The sequence below is a fragment of the Rhodococcus sp. BE178 genome (assembly GCF_050433545.1).
Lineage (GTDB): Bacteria > Actinomycetota > Actinomycetes > Mycobacteriales > Mycobacteriaceae > Prescottella.
Map to the genome: position 1 here is coordinate 180,146 of NZ_JBNPXA010000009.1, position 13,587 is coordinate 193,732.

The window sequence follows — 13,587 nt, forward strand, 5'->3', positions numbered from 1 at the left end:
TCCGGCAGGTAGGTGGCGTTTGTGCTGGGCAGAGTAGACCCCCGAAAGTAGCGTATGGTGTACGGAGTATCCCTGACAACGTACACCGTACTGGATTTGTTCCGAAGGGGCTCCGTGAGCGAGGAGATCAGCGCCGAGCAGGCGAAACAGGTGGTGAACCTGCTGTGGCGGCACGAGCTTCCGCCGCAGCCTGCCAGGCGCGGCCCGAAGCAGACGGTCAGTGTCGACGCGGTGGTCGCCGCGGCGATCGCGCTCGCCGACCGGGAGGGCTACGCCAGCGTCTCCATCCGCTCGGTCGCCACCGAGCTGGGCCTGCGGCCGATGAGCCTGTACACCTACGTCCCCAGCAAGGACGCACTCACGATCCTCATGGTCGACGCGGTCGCCGACGAGGACGCCACCTCGATTTCGGGGGACCTCGCACCGCGCGAACGGATGGCCTCCATTGCCCGTCGGGTCCGCGCCGAACTGATCGCGCATCCCTGGCTCCTGGAAGTGCCGCCCTGGCGGCTCGTGCTCGGGCCGGGGCGCATGCGCCGCTACGAACAGCAGCTCGCCGCGATCGAGGGCATCGGCCTGTCGGATGTTGCGATGGACCGGGTGATCGCGGTGCTGTCGGAGTTCGCCACGGGCAACGCCCGAGTGGCGGTCGCGGCGATCGATGCGACGCGGCAACTGAGTGACGCCCAGTGGTGGGAGGTGCACGGCCCGTTGTTCGCTGCGGCCATGCCGCCGAGTCTGTTCCCGCTGTCGTCGCGGGTGGGTTCGACGGTCGGTGAGCTGTACCAGGCGCCCGCAGACCCGGACGGCGCGTTCGAGTACGGGCTCGCCAAGCTGCTGGACGGGATCGAGCGTGAGGTTTCGGCAGACTGACACATCTCCTCTCCGCAACCCTGCGCCGGTTCTCCGCGGGCTCTGCGCGGGACGTATGCGCATAAGGGCATAGGTAGAACCCGATTTGGCATTTGTTCGGCATGGATCGGGGCTCGACCATTGATCCATGACTTCAACCCTCGACGGCTGGATCCGTAACTTCGTCGACGGCGCATTCGTCGATCCCGACCCGCAGCGCGGCTTCGACCAGATCGACCCGGCGACCGGGCGGGTCCTCGCCCAGGTGCACGAGGCCGACCAGGTGCTGGTCGACCGTGCCGTGACCGGCGCGCGCCGCGCGCTGGACAACGGCTGGGCCGACACCCCGGTCCGCGAGCGCACGGCGCTGCTGCGTCGGGCGGCGGACCGCATCGAGGAGCGGTTCGAGGAGTTCGTGGCCGCCGAGATGGCGGACACCGGCAAGCCGATCACGCAGGCCCGCGAACTGGACGTCGCCCGCGCGCTCACCAACTTCCGGACCTTCGCCGACGTCGCGGCGGCCGCCGGTCAGGAATCGTTCATGACCGACCTCGCCGGGGGTCGTCAGGCGCTCAACTACGCCGTGCGCAAGCCGCTCGGCGTGGTGGCGGTGATCGTGCCGTGGAACCTGCCGCTGCTGCTGCTCACCTGGAAGGTGGCGCCCGCGCTGGCGTGCGGCAACGCGGTGGTCGTCAAGCCCAGCGAGGAGACGCCCGCGACGGCGACGCTGCTCGCCGAGGTGCTCGCCGAGGTCGGTCTGCCCGCCGGCGTGTACAACGTGGTGCACGGCTTCGGCGGCAACTCCGCCGGCGAGTACCTCACGACGCACCCCGGCATCGACGGCGTCACGTTCACCGGCTCGTCCGCGACCGGCTCGCACGTGATGAAGACCGTTGCCCCGCGGGTGCGCCCGGTGTCGTTCGAGCTCGGTGGCAAGAACGCGGCCGTCGTGTTCGACGACGTCGACCTCGACGAGGCGCTGACCGGGCTGACCAAGTCGGTGTTCACCAACACCGGCCAGGTGTGTCTGTGCACCGAACGGGTGTACGTGCACCGGGCGATCTTCGACGACATCGCGACGGGCCTCGTCGAGCGGGCGCAGCAACTGCGGCTCGGCGATCCCACCGACGAGAACACCACCACCGGCCCGCTGATCTCGCAGGCACACCGCGACAAGGTCATGAGCTTCTTCAAGATGGCCGAGCAGTCCGGAGCGAAGGTGCTCACCGGTGGCGGAATCCCCGACCTGGGCTCGAAGTTCGCGTTCGGATCGTGGGTGGAGCCCACCCTGTGGACCGGGCTGACCAACGAGGATCCTGTGCTCCGTGAGGAGATCTTCGGGCCGGTCGCCGCGCTGGTGCCCTTCGACACCGAGGAGGAGGCGATCGCGCTGGCCAACGACACCAAGTACGGTCTGGCCGCCTCGGTGTGGACCAACGACCTGCGTCGCGGACACCGTGTCGCACAGAAGATGAACGTCGGAATCTCCTGGGTCAACACGTGGTTCACCCGTGAGCTGCGGTCACCGTTCGGCGGCGTCGGGCTGTCCGGCATCGGGCGGGAGGGCGGCGAGTCCTCGCTGCACTTCTACACCGAGCCGACGAACGTGTGCGTGGCGCTGTGACTTCTGGGACTTATGGGACTTATGGGACTTCTGGGAAACGAGGACTGATGGAAACGAAACCACTGGACAGCAACGAGATCCAAGCGCTGGCCCGGCGCCTGGACGACGCTCAGGTCGGCGTGCACGACACCCTCAGCCTCGCCGACGACGTCGCCGTGGACATCGACGACGCGTACCGCATCCAGGAGTCGCTCATCGGCTTCCGCTGCGGGCGCGGCGAGACGCTCCTAGGTGTGAAGCTCGGCTTCACGAGCAAGGCGAAGATGGCCCAGATGGGTGTCTCCGATGTGATCGTCGGCCGGCTCACCGATGCGATGTGCGTCGAGGACGGCGGCGACGTCGACCTGCACCGCTTCATCCACCCCAAGATCGAGCCCGAGATCGCGTACCGTCTCGCGCGCGACGTGGACGTCGACGATCCGACCGTCGACATCGAATCCTGCGTCGACGCCGTCGCTCCCGCGATGGAGATCATCGACTCCCGCTACCGGGACTTCCGCTTCACCTACACCGATGTCGTCGCCGACAACACCTCTGCGGCCGCGTACGTGATCGGCCCGTGGCAGCCGATGCGGGGGGTCGGCGACCTCGCGGTGCGGCTCGAGGCAGGCGGCGAGTCCGTCACCGGCTCGACGGCGGCGATCCTCGACGATCCCGTCAACGCGCTGCACGCGCTGCTCGACATGAGTCGACGCCGGCAGATTCCGCTACGGGCCGGGGACGTCGTCCTCGCCGGTGCGGCGACGGCGGCGATCCCGTTCGCCGCGGGCACCGCACGGTGCGACGTCGAGGGTCTGGGCAGTGTCACGGTGAAGGGAATCGCATGAGCGACAACGCAGCCAAAGTGATCGAACGCCTCGCCACCCCGCGCGGACGGTTCCCGCACGTGAAGGTGGCCGGCGACTTCGTGTACGTCTCGGGCACCAGTTCGCGTCGGCCGGACAACACGTTCGTCGGCGTCGAGGTGGACGAGATGGGCACCACCAAGCTCGACATCCGGGCCCAGACTCGCGCCGTGATCGAGAACATCGAGGCGATCCTCGCCGAGGTCGGTGCCGAACTGAGCGATCTCGTCCAGGTCACGTCGTACCTGGTCTCGATGAACGACTTCGGTGGGTACAACGAGGTGTACGCCGAGATGTTCGACGAGACCGGACCCACCCGCACCACGGTTGCGGTGCACCAGCTTCCGCACCCGCATCTGCTGATCGAGATCCAGGGCGTGGCGTACCTGCCCGCCGACCGTCGCAAGAACATCACCACCGCCGCAGACTCGGAGGACCACTCGTGACCCGTATCCCGCCCGTCATCGACTTCCAGAAGTGGATCGCCGAGAACCGCCACCTGCTCGCGCCGCCGGTCAACAACCAGACGATGGCGCTCGGTGACGACTTCATCGTGCAGGTCGTCGGTGGACCCAACCAGCGCACCGATTACCACCTCGACCCGTACGAGGAGTGGTTCTACCAGCTCGAGGGCGACATCCACGTCGACGTCATGACCGAGGACGGACCCGAGCGGGTCCACATCCGCGAGGGCGAGACCTGGTTGCTCCCCGGCAACCTGCCGCACTCGCCGCAGCGGCCCACCGCGGGTTCGATCGGCCTGGTCATCGAGCGGGTGCGCCGCGAGGGCACCCTCGAGAAGTTCCAGTGGTACTGCCTCGAATGCAACCACCTCATCCACGAGATCGAACTGCAGGTGCGCGACATCGTCGCCGACCTGCCGCCCGTGTTCGTGCAGTTCTACGAGGACGAGCAGGCGCGCACGTGCGACAAGTGCGGCGCCCTGCACCCCGGAAAGGGCTGACGAGTGTCCGGCATCATCGACATCCACACGCACTACGTCCCCAAGGGGTGGCCCGACCTCACCGCGGACGCCGGGCCGGAGGCGCCGTGGCTGCGGGTCGAGAGCGAGTCCGAGGCCGTCATCATGATGGGCTCCAAGGAGTTCCGTCGGATCCAGGCCGACGCGTGGGACGCGGAGACCCGGCTGCGGGACATGGACGCCGACGGTGTCCGAACCCAGGTGGTCTCGCCGACGCCGGCGTTCTTCAACTACGGACGCACCGGCGAGCAGGCCGCCCGCATCTCGCGGATCTTCAACGATCTCGCGCTCGAGATCGTCGCACCCGCCCCGGACCGGCTGATCCCGTTCTGTCAGGTCCCGCTGCAGGACGCGGACGCCGCCTGCCGTGAGGTGGAGCGCAGCGTCGCCAACGGGCACCGCGGCGTGGAGATCGGCAACCACGTCGGTGACCGCGACCTCGACAGCGAGGGCGTGGTGACGTTCCTGCAGCACTGCGCGTCGCTGGACGTCCCGGTGTTCGTGCACCCGTGGGACATGGACTCGTCCCCGCGTCTGAACCGGTGGATGGCGCAGTGGCTCACCGCGATGCCGGCCGAGACCCACCTGTCGATTCTCGCCCTGGTCCTCGGCGGCGTCTTCGACCGCATCGACGAGCGACTGAAGATCGGATTCGCGCACGGCGGTGGATCTTTCGCGTTCTGGCTCGGACGGATGGAGAACGCGTGGCATCGGCGCAACGACATCATCGGTACGTCGGAGATGCCGCCGTCACACTACCTCGGTCGCTTCTACGTGGACTCCGTCGTGTTCGACGACCGCGCACTGCGCCTGCTGGTCGACACCGTCGGTGTCGACCGGGTGATGGTGGGCAGCGACTACCCGTACCCGCTGGGGGAGCGGCCGGTCGGGGAGGTCGTGCGCAAGAGTGAGTTCCTCGACGAGACCGCACGCAATCTGATCCAGCGCGGCAACGCCGAGCGGTTCCTCGGGCTCTCCGACATCGCCTGAGGCATAGCCAAATTGAGATACCCGGCGGCCGATTCGGCATTTGTGAGTCATGTCTCACGTATGCAGAATCTTCCGTACAAGGCCGAATTGGCCGCCGGATTCTCCTGGCGAAGAACGGATCTCGGAGATCCGATCGCCTCCCCCGACACCCGATAGGTATCTGCGATGACCGACAGCACACCAGGCCGGGGCACCGCCCCCGTCACGGCCGCGCGCAGCCGCGTCGCCATGGCGACCCTGGCCGGCACCACCCTCGAGTGGTACGACTTCTTCCTCTACGGCACCGCCGCCGCACTGATCTTCAACAAGCAGTTCTTCCCCAGCCTGAGCCCCACCGCCGGAACCCTCGCCGCGTTCAGCACGTTCGCGGTCGGATTCATCGCCCGCCCGCTCGGCGGTCTGGTGTTCGGTCACTTCGGGGACCGGATCGGCCGCAAGGCGACCCTCGTGGTCTCACTCGTGATGATGGGCATCGGATCGACCCTGATCGGCCTCATCCCGAACTACGACGCGATCGGCGTCTGGGCCCCGATCCTGCTCGTCGCCATGCGCGTCGTGCAGGGCATCGGACTGGGCGGTGAGGGCGCCGGCGCGACGCTGATGTCGATGGAACACGCCCCGGCCGGCAAGAAGAACCTCTACGCCGGGTTCCCGCAGATGGGCACCCCGGCGGGTCTGGTGCTCGCGAACGGCATCTTCCTCACCACCAGTTCGGTGATGTCGGACAGTGCGTTCGCCTCCTGGGGTTGGCGGATCCCGTTCCTGCTCAGCTTCGTCCTCGTCGCCATCGGTCTGGTCATCCGGCTGCGGGTCACCGAGTCGCCGTCGTTCACCGGGATCGTCGAGAACAACGAGGTGGCCAAGTTCCCGCTCCGCGAGGCGCTGAAGGTCGGCTTCCCGCGGCTGTCGCTGACCCTGCTCGCGGTCCTCGCGAACTCCGCTGTCGCGTATGCCTTCATGGTGTTCTCGCTGTCGTACGGCACGCAGCACCTCGGCTACGACAAGCAGTTCCTGATCCTGAGCGTGACGGCGGCCGCGGTCCTGTGGTTCGCGTCTATTCCGGTGTGGACGAGGGTCGCCGACAAGCACGGCCGGCGCACCATGTTCATCGCCGGCTCCGCCGCGATCCTGGTGTGGTGCATCGTGTTCTTCCCGCTGCTCAACACCGAGAACTCCGTCGTCGCCGTGATCGCGTTCCTCGGCATGGGCCTGATCGTGCCCGTCACGCACTGCGTGCAGGGCAGCATCATCGCTGACACGTTCCCCACGAAGGTCCGGTACTCGGGATCGTCGCTGATCCTGCAGAGCGGAGCGATCCTGGGCGGTGGCCTGGCGCCGATGATCGCCACCGCGCTGCTCGACGCCACCGGATCGTCCACCGGCGTCACGTGGTACCTCGCGATCATCTGCGCCGTCAGCCTGTTCGGTGCCATCGCCCTGTTCCGGGTGGTGCCGGACTCGTCCCGCGGCCTGCAGCACGACGAGGCGCCGTCCGTGGTCCACGTCTGATCCTGTCGGGGGATTCGGAGCCGTCCACCTTTCCGGTGGGCGGCTCCGCCCGTTCCGGATCAGCCTCGCTGGGGCGCGATCTCGGCCGCGAACTCGGCGAGGAAGTCCACCAGCGCGGCCGCGGACGGGCTCAGCGTGCGACCGGCCGAGAGCGTGACCCCGACGCTGTGGCCGATCGGATCCAGCGTGATCGGCAGCGTGGTCAGCCGGGTGTCGTCCCGGGGGATCAGGCTCGGGAGCACCGCCACCATATCGGTCTCGAGCAGCAGCTGGCGCACCGTCAGGAACGACGTGGCCTCCACCCGGTTCTCCGGGAGGGAGAGGCTGTTCCGGGCGAAGAACTCCTCGAGCTCCCGACGCAGCGCGGTTTCCACCCCGGGCAGGATCCACGGGTACTGCGTGAGATCGCTCAGTCGGATGTCATCGCGACCCGCGAGTGGATGTCCCACGCGCGTCACGAGTTCCACCGACTCGGCGTACAACGTGCGCCGCACCGCCATCTCGTCGGTGGGGGAGGTGAGCCTGCCGACGATGAGATCGATACGCCCGGACTGCAGTTCGGTCAGCAGCATCTCCGGCGTGCCCTCGCGCACGATCACCGTCAGCAGCGGTCGCTCGTTCTTCAGTCTGGCGATCGCACCGGGCAGCAGCACGTTCGAACCCGCGAGATGTGTTCCGACGACAACGGTTCCGCGGTCGGCGTCCGCAAGCTCGACGACGTGCCGGCCGGCCTGGGTCAGTTGCGCGATGACCGCTCGGGCGTGCGCCGTGAACGCCTCGCCGAAGATGGTCGGGGTGATTCCCCGTGGGCCGCGGTCGTACAGGGACACACCGAGAATCGACTCGAGATCGTGCAGGCTGCGCGTCGCGACGGGTTGCGTGACGTGGAGTGCCGCGGCCGCGGCGACGACGCTGCCCTGACTGGTCAGCGCGTCGACGAGGAGCAGGTGGCGGAGCTTGAGGCGCCCGTCCAGCAGTTTGGGCATGTCCATGGTGGAATCCTAGCGACGACCGCATCCGACGTATACCGTCAGCGGTTTGGCGGTTGCGATGCGCAACTGTACTGCGGCGAGGCGGATTTCGAGGTCTCGGTGGTGCAGCGCCCTCAGGACGTGTGCTCGAGGCCCGCGAACAGCCCGAGCAGTGCGGTACTCAGAGCCGACGCGGGATCGGCGAGATCGAGGAACACGTCGTAATGATTGCGGTCCGGGATCACCAGGAGTTCGCTCTCGGATCGACGGGCCCACGCGCTGTGGAACCTCCGACTCTGGGCGAGGAACCCGACGCCGTCGTGCTCGGCCACGGCGACCACCGCCCGCGGACCGACCCGGTCGGTCTGCAACATCGGGCTCAGCGCACTCGCTCGTGGGGTGTCGAGGCTCAACCACTCGTTCGCGAACGAGTTCACGAGTGGCCGGATGTCGAACAGTCCGCTGATCGGCATCGCCGCGCGGACCACGTCGTCCGGCAGACCGAGCGGATCCTGCCAGCCGGGGACCATCGTGGTGGCGGTCAGGTGGCCGCCCGCGGAGCTGCCGCCCACCACGATGCGGTTCGGGTCCAGTCCGTGCTCCGCGCCGTGGTGGTACACCCACGCGACCGCCGCTCGCACCTGCCGGACGATCTCCTCGAGCGGGGTGTCGGGGGCGAGGCCGTAGTCGACCGCGACGGTGGCGATGCCGGCGGCGTCGAGCATGCGCGCCATGAACGCGGTGTGGTGCCGCGACAGCGCCCGCCAGTACCCGCCGTGGATCGCCACGAACACCGGTCGCAGCCCGGTCCCGGTTCCCCAGACATCGAGGCGCTCGAGGCTGTCGGGGTCGTAGCGCAGATCCTGGCACCCGTCGAGCCCGTCGACGGCCTCGCGCGAGCGCTGCCGATACTCCTCGATCGTGGCATCGAACAGTTCGGCGGAGACGGTGTTGCGGACGTTGTAGTCCGCATCGATCTGCGGGTCGGTCATCGTCCCATCCTCTGGGGCGAAGCGAATGCCTGTCGAATGCGAAATCCGGGCAGAGGTATGACCGTGCAGCTATGGCTACTCGACCACAGAAACGACGAAGCCGCCCGGCCCCGGATGGGGACGGGCGGCTTCGGGTCGTTCGGTGCCGGTCGCTCGTGCGATCAGCGAGCGCGGCGCGCCAGACGCTCCGAGTCGGAGATCAGGACGCTCTTGCCCTCGAGCCGCAGCCAGCCGCGGTGCGCGAAGTCGGCCAGGGCCTTGTTCACGGTTTCGCGGGAGGCGCCGACGAGCTGGGCGATCTCTTCCTGCGTGAGGTCGTGCGTCACGCGGAGCGAGCCGGCCTCCTGGGTGCCGAAGCGCTGCGCGAGCTGCAGCAGTGCCTTGGCGACACGACCCGGGACGTCGGTGAAGATCAGGTCCGCGAGGTTGTTGTTGGTCCGGCGCAGGCGCCGTGCGAGAACACGCAGCAGCTGCTCCGCGATCTCCGGGCGCTGGTCGATCCACGACTTCAGAGCGTCGCGGTCCATGCTCACGGCGCGAACCTCGGTGACCGTGGTCGCGGTCGACGTACGCGGACCCGGGTCGAAGATCGACAGCTCGCCGAACATGTCCGACGGACCCATGATCGTCAGCAGGTTCTCGCGGCCGTCCGGCGAACGGCGGCCGAGCTTCACCTTGCCGGAGACGATGATGTACAGACGATCGCCGGGCTCACCCTCGTTGAAGATGACGTGCCCGCGCGGGAAATCGACGGGCTGAAGCTGCTTGACCAGCGCAGCCACCGCCGAGGGCTCGACTCCTTGGAAGATGCCGGCTCTGGCCAGGACCTCGTCCACGTGCGCTCCTTTGGAAAAATCTGTTCATCAATGCAAGTTGCTGCACGTCGACTGAGGTCTCATGCAACGAGTACGAGAAGAAAGTCTACTTGGCATCGCTGTGGGACGAGTCACGGACACCACGTAGAGTTCTACAACTTTGCGAAAATCCCTCCCCGGACTGTTCGAGGAAGACACTCGAGGCCGATCGAATCGGCCGGCCGGCGCGCGGGATCAGCTGGCGCGGCGGGTGCTCTCGGGGTTTTCCAGGTCGTCCGTGTCGTCGGCGATCTCGGTCTGACCGCCCTTCTTCCGGCGACGGTGGAAACGGGCCAGCGCGTGGGGGAATCCCTCGTTGGCCAGGGTCGCCACCTCGTCCTGGCTGGCCTGGTCGAGGAACTCCTCGACCTCCTGCTCGCGGACGGTGAGACGCCGAAGTCGGAACTCGACACGCTCCATCGCCAGCGCGAACAACATGAGCAGCACCGGGAACAGCACCACAGCCAGACCTTGCATACCGGGAAGTAAACACTGCGAAGGTCTCAGAATCGACACAGTCCGGAATCCGATCGGACGCCGGGTCCGTAGAGTTGTCGAGGTGCATGCGACCTCAGGAGACGACCCGAACCAGGGTGCGGGTGCCGCCGCGACAGGCGAGTCCCGGCTCGCGCTCGTGCGCCGGGCACGGCGGATGAACCGCCGCCTGAAGGTGGCGTTTCCGCACGTCTACTGCGAGCTCGACTTCACGACGCCGCTCGAGCTCACGGTCGCGACGATCCTGTCGGCCCAGTGCACCGATGTGCGCGTCAACCAGGTCACTCCGGCATTGTTCGCGCGCTACCCGGACGCCCGCGCCTACGCGGAGGCCGACCGGACCGAGCTCGAGGAGTACATCCGGTCGACCGGTTTCTATCGCAACAAGGCGAACTCGATCATCGGCCTCGGGCAGGCTCTGCTCGAGCGCTACGACGGCGAGGTGCCCGGCAAGTTGAAGGACCTCGTGGCGCTGCCCGGGATCGGTCGCAAGACGGCGAACGTCGTCCTCGGGAACGCGTTCGGCGTGCCCGGAATCACAGTCGATACGCACTTCGGGCGGCTCGTCCGGCGCTGGAAGTGGACCGAGGAGACCGACCCGGTCAAGGTCGAGCACGCGGTCGGGGCACTCATCGAACGCAAGGAGTGGACCGACCTGTCGCACCGGGTGATCTTCCACGGTCGCCGGGTCTGTCATTCGCGCAAGCCCGCGTGCGGTGTGTGCGTGCTCGCGAAGGACTGCCCGTCCTTCGGTGCCGGGCCCACGGATCCGGTTGCGGCGGCCGCGCTCGTGAAGGGCCCGGAGACCGAGCACCTTCTCGAACTGGCAGGCATGTGAGCGGTATGCGGATCTCGAATGCCGCGCGGTGGAGCCTGGCCGCGCTCGTGGTGGTGGCGGCGCTCGTCGTGGCGATCTGGCCGCGCGGCGGCAGCGACGAACAGGAGGTCGGGGACTACCCCGGTGCGGGCCGCTCGACGTCGCAGCAGGAGCGTCGGGCTTCGGACTCGCCCGAGGCCCTGGCCCCGCTGCGGGCTGAGGCCGCACTCGCACCGTGCCCCGTGGCCACCGGCCCCGCACCCGACGGTTCCGTGTTGACGGGCATCACGCTCGAGTGCCTCGGCGACGGCACCCGAGTCGACCTCGGTGGCGCGCTCGCGGGCAAGCCGGTGTTGCTGAACATCTGGGCCTACTGGTGCGGGCCGTGCCGGGAGGAACTGCCGTATCTCCAGCAATATGCGGACCGTGCGGGCGCCGCGGTTACCGTTCTGACGGTGCACACCGATTCCAACGAGGCCAACGCGCTCGCCCGACTCGCCGAGTACGACGTGCACCTGCCCGGCGTCCAGGACGGTGCGGTGCGGGTGCAGGCGGCCGTCGGGTCGCCCGCCGTGCTGCCGGTGTCCGTGCTGATCCGTCCGGACGGCACCGTCGCGAAGATCCTGCCGCAGCCGTTCCGGAGCGTCGACGAGATCGCCGACGTCGTCCAGCAGTATCTCGGCGTCGCCGCATGAGCCTCTACTACCCGCAGCCCGGCGGGGCACCCGAATGGCTGCGCGCGGTGACGAGCACCCTCCCCGCCGACCCCAACCGCGTCAACCCGGTGCTGAACCGACGGTCCCCGACGGGCGCCAGGGTGCGGCCCGCCGCGGTACTGGTGCTGTTCGGCGGCTCGCACGAGTCCGATCCGCTCGCCATCGGCGGGCTGCCCGCCGACGCCGACGTCCTGCTCACCCAGCGCGCATCGACGATGCGGCAGCACAGCGGGCAGGTCGCATTCCCCGGCGGTGCAGCCGACCCGGAGGACGACGGTCCCGTCGACACCGCGCTCCGGGAGGCGGAGGAAGAGACCGGCCTGGTGCGCAGCGGCGTCCAACCGCTCGCGACGCTGCCCGAGATCTTCATCCCGCCGTCCGGGTTCGACGTCACTCCCGTGCTCGCGTACTGGCGCGACCCCAGCCCGGTCGGCGTCGTGGACCCCGCCGAGGCCGAGCGGGTGGTGCGGGTCCCGCTGCGGGAGCTGATCGACCCGGACAACCGGTTCCAGGTCCGGCACCGCGCCGGCTACCAGGGCCCCGCGTTCGAGGTGGACGGAATGCTCGTGTGGGGATTCACCGCGGGCGTGCTCGCCGGGCTCCTGGCCGTGTCCGGCTGGGAACTCGAATGGGACCACCGCGACATCCGAGACCTCGATGCCACGCTCACCCAGGTGGACAGCGGACTGGAGAACACCGAACCCGGACACCTGCGTCCGGGTCGAGGAATGGGGGAGCGTTGAGCGGATCGGGTTGGATCGATCTGGCCGTGATCCTGGTGGCGCTGCTCGCGGCGTCGTCGGGGTGGCGGCAGGGTGCGGTCGCGTCGGCGCTCGCGTTCCTCGGGGTCGTGCTCGGTGCCGTCGCCGGCATCCTGATCGCACCGCACGTCCTGGTCCACGTGGACGAGGGCCGGATGCGGGTCCTCGCCGGCATCGCGCTGATCGTCGCGCTGGTCGTGATCGGCGAGGTCGCGGGCATGGTGCTGGGGCGGGCGGCCCGCAGCGGCATGCACAGCCCGGTGGCTCGGTCAGTGGACAGTTTCGTCGGCGCAGGACTGCAGTTGACCGCGGTGCTGGTTGCCGCCTGGCTGCTCGCGATCCCGCTCACCTCGTCGACCCAGGCCAATGTGGCCGGCGCGGTCCGCGGATCCAAGGTGCTCACCGCCGTCGACGACGTCGCCCCCGACTGGCTACGCCAGGTGCCCAGCGAGTTCTCGGCACTGCTCGACACCTCCGGACTTCCGGACGTCATCGGTCCGTTCGGCCGCACGCCGATCACGAACGTCGAACCGCCGGACCCGAGCGTGCTCGCGAGCCCGGTGGCGCAGCGGCTGCAGTCGAGTGTCCTGCGGATTCGCGGCGTCGCACCGAGTTGCCAGAAGGCGCTCGAAGGCTCCGGATTCGTGGTGGGACCTGAGCGCGTCATGACCAACGCCCACGTCGTCGCCGGGACGTCGGCGGTCACCGTCGACACCGCCGACGGGCCGCTCGACGCCCGCGTCGTGGTGTTCGATCCGGCCGTGGACGTCGCCGTGCTCGACGTGCCGGGGCTGCGGGCCACGCCACTCACCTTCGCCCCCGAGCAGGCGCGGACCGGTGACAGTGCCATCGTCCTCGGCTACCCGGGCGGTGGGCCCTACACCGCCAGCGCTGCACGCATCCGTGAGGTTCTGGACCTGCGCGGCCCGGACATCTACCGGTCCGGCACGGTCGAGCGTGAGGTCTACACCGTGCGCGGGTCGATCCGTCAGGGCAACTCGGGTGGCCCGCTGGTCGACGAGAAGGGGCAGGTCCTGGGTGTGGTGTTCGGTGCCGCCGTCGACGACAGCGACACCGGGTTCGTGCTCACCGCCGATGAGGTCTCCCGCCAGCTCGACCTGGCCGGCCAGTCCACGGAAACGGTCGGGACCGGGGTGTGCATCGTCTGAGTCCGGGTGG

The 13,587-nt window shown here is 68.5% G+C and carries 15 protein-coding genes; 11 read left to right on the forward strand and 4 right to left on the reverse strand.

From position 1 onward, the window contains the following. The first annotated feature begins 54 nt into the window (after positions 1-54). The 7 genes from J2X34_RS17395 (at position 55) to J2X34_RS17425 (ending at position 6,802) form a co-directional block, all read left to right on the forward strand. Positions 55-873 carry a TetR/AcrR family transcriptional regulator C-terminal domain-containing protein gene (locus J2X34_RS17395; protein ID WP_114721103.1) on the forward strand — a complete coding sequence of 273 codons (819 nt, stop codon included), beginning with the start codon at positions 55-57 and terminating at the stop codon, positions 871-873. A gap of 127 nt (positions 874-1,000) precedes the next feature. Then, positions 1,001-2,476, forward strand: a complete 1,476-nt coding sequence (locus J2X34_RS17400) for a 2-hydroxymuconic semialdehyde dehydrogenase (protein ID WP_114721101.1) — start codon at positions 1,001-1,003, stop codon at positions 2,474-2,476. A gap of 47 nt (positions 2,477-2,523) precedes the next feature. After that, positions 2,524-3,303 carry a 2-keto-4-pentenoate hydratase gene (locus J2X34_RS17405; RefSeq protein ID WP_429518620.1) on the forward strand — a complete coding sequence of 260 codons (780 nt, stop codon included), beginning with the start codon at positions 2,524-2,526 and terminating at the stop codon, positions 3,301-3,303. Beyond that, the gene (locus tag J2X34_RS17410) at positions 3,300-3,767 is read left to right on the forward strand and encodes a RidA family protein (protein ID WP_114721097.1); all 468 of its coding nucleotides are present in this window, start codon (positions 3,300-3,302) and stop codon (positions 3,765-3,767) included. The genes J2X34_RS17405 and J2X34_RS17410 overlap by 4 nt, the downstream gene beginning before the upstream one ends. After that, entirely contained in the window at positions 3,764-4,285 is a 522-nt protein-coding gene (locus J2X34_RS17415; protein ID WP_174907864.1) for a 3-hydroxyanthranilate 3,4-dioxygenase, read from the forward strand. The genes J2X34_RS17410 and J2X34_RS17415 overlap by 4 nt, the downstream gene beginning before the upstream one ends. Positions 4,286-4,288: 3 nt before the next feature. Next, positions 4,289-5,293, forward strand: a complete 1,005-nt coding sequence (locus tag J2X34_RS17420) for an amidohydrolase family protein (RefSeq protein WP_114721093.1) — start codon at positions 4,289-4,291, stop codon at positions 5,291-5,293. A gap of 165 nt (positions 5,294-5,458) precedes the next feature. Then, the gene (locus J2X34_RS17425) at positions 5,459-6,802 is read left to right on the forward strand and encodes an MFS transporter (protein WP_429518623.1); all 1,344 of its coding nucleotides are present in this window, start codon (positions 5,459-5,461) and stop codon (positions 6,800-6,802) included. 59 nt (positions 6,803-6,861) lie between these two features. On the opposite strand, the gene J2X34_RS17430 is transcribed toward J2X34_RS17425, so the two are convergent. From J2X34_RS17430 to J2X34_RS17445, 4 genes are all read right to left on the reverse strand, one after another. Beyond that, positions 6,862-7,794, reverse strand: coding sequence for a LysR substrate-binding domain-containing protein (locus tag J2X34_RS17430; protein WP_114721089.1), 933 nt, complete (start codon positions 7,792-7,794; stop codon positions 6,862-6,864). 113 nt (positions 7,795-7,907) lie between these two features. Then, positions 7,908-8,765: an alpha/beta hydrolase gene (locus J2X34_RS17435; protein ID WP_114721087.1), complete on the reverse strand. Its 858-nt coding sequence runs from the start codon at positions 8,763-8,765 to the stop codon at positions 7,908-7,910. Positions 8,766-8,926: 161 nt separating this feature from the next. Then, positions 8,927-9,601 (reverse strand): Crp/Fnr family transcriptional regulator, encoded by a 675-nt coding sequence (locus J2X34_RS17440; RefSeq protein WP_005515884.1) that lies wholly within the window; start codon positions 9,599-9,601, stop codon positions 8,927-8,929. 213 nt (positions 9,602-9,814) lie between these two features. Next, entirely contained in the window at positions 9,815-10,096 is a 282-nt protein-coding gene (locus J2X34_RS17445) for a hypothetical protein (RefSeq protein ID WP_114721085.1), read from the reverse strand. Between the two features lie 175 nt (positions 10,097-10,271). Here J2X34_RS17445 and nth point away from each other — a divergent pair, with 175 nt between their 5' ends. The 4 genes from nth to marP are packed head-to-tail and all read left to right on the forward strand — an operon-like array spanning position 10,272 to position 13,577. After that, positions 10,272-10,952, forward strand: coding sequence for an endonuclease III (nth, locus tag J2X34_RS17450; RefSeq protein ID WP_114721380.1), 681 nt, complete (start codon positions 10,272-10,274; stop codon positions 10,950-10,952). 5 nt (positions 10,953-10,957) lie between these two features. Further along, positions 10,958-11,626, forward strand: coding sequence for a TlpA family protein disulfide reductase (locus J2X34_RS17455; protein ID WP_114721083.1), 669 nt, complete (start codon positions 10,958-10,960; stop codon positions 11,624-11,626). Further along, positions 11,623-12,390: an NUDIX hydrolase gene (locus J2X34_RS17460; RefSeq protein WP_114721081.1), complete on the forward strand. Its 768-nt coding sequence runs from the start codon at positions 11,623-11,625 to the stop codon at positions 12,388-12,390. The genes J2X34_RS17455 and J2X34_RS17460 overlap by 4 nt, the downstream gene beginning before the upstream one ends. Continuing rightward, on the forward strand, positions 12,387-13,577 hold the full coding sequence (marP, locus tag J2X34_RS17465) for an acid resistance serine protease MarP (RefSeq protein ID WP_114721079.1): 1,191 nt from the start codon (positions 12,387-12,389) through the stop codon (positions 13,575-13,577). The genes J2X34_RS17460 and marP overlap by 4 nt, the downstream gene beginning before the upstream one ends. Positions 13,578-13,587: the final 10 nt, after the last annotated feature.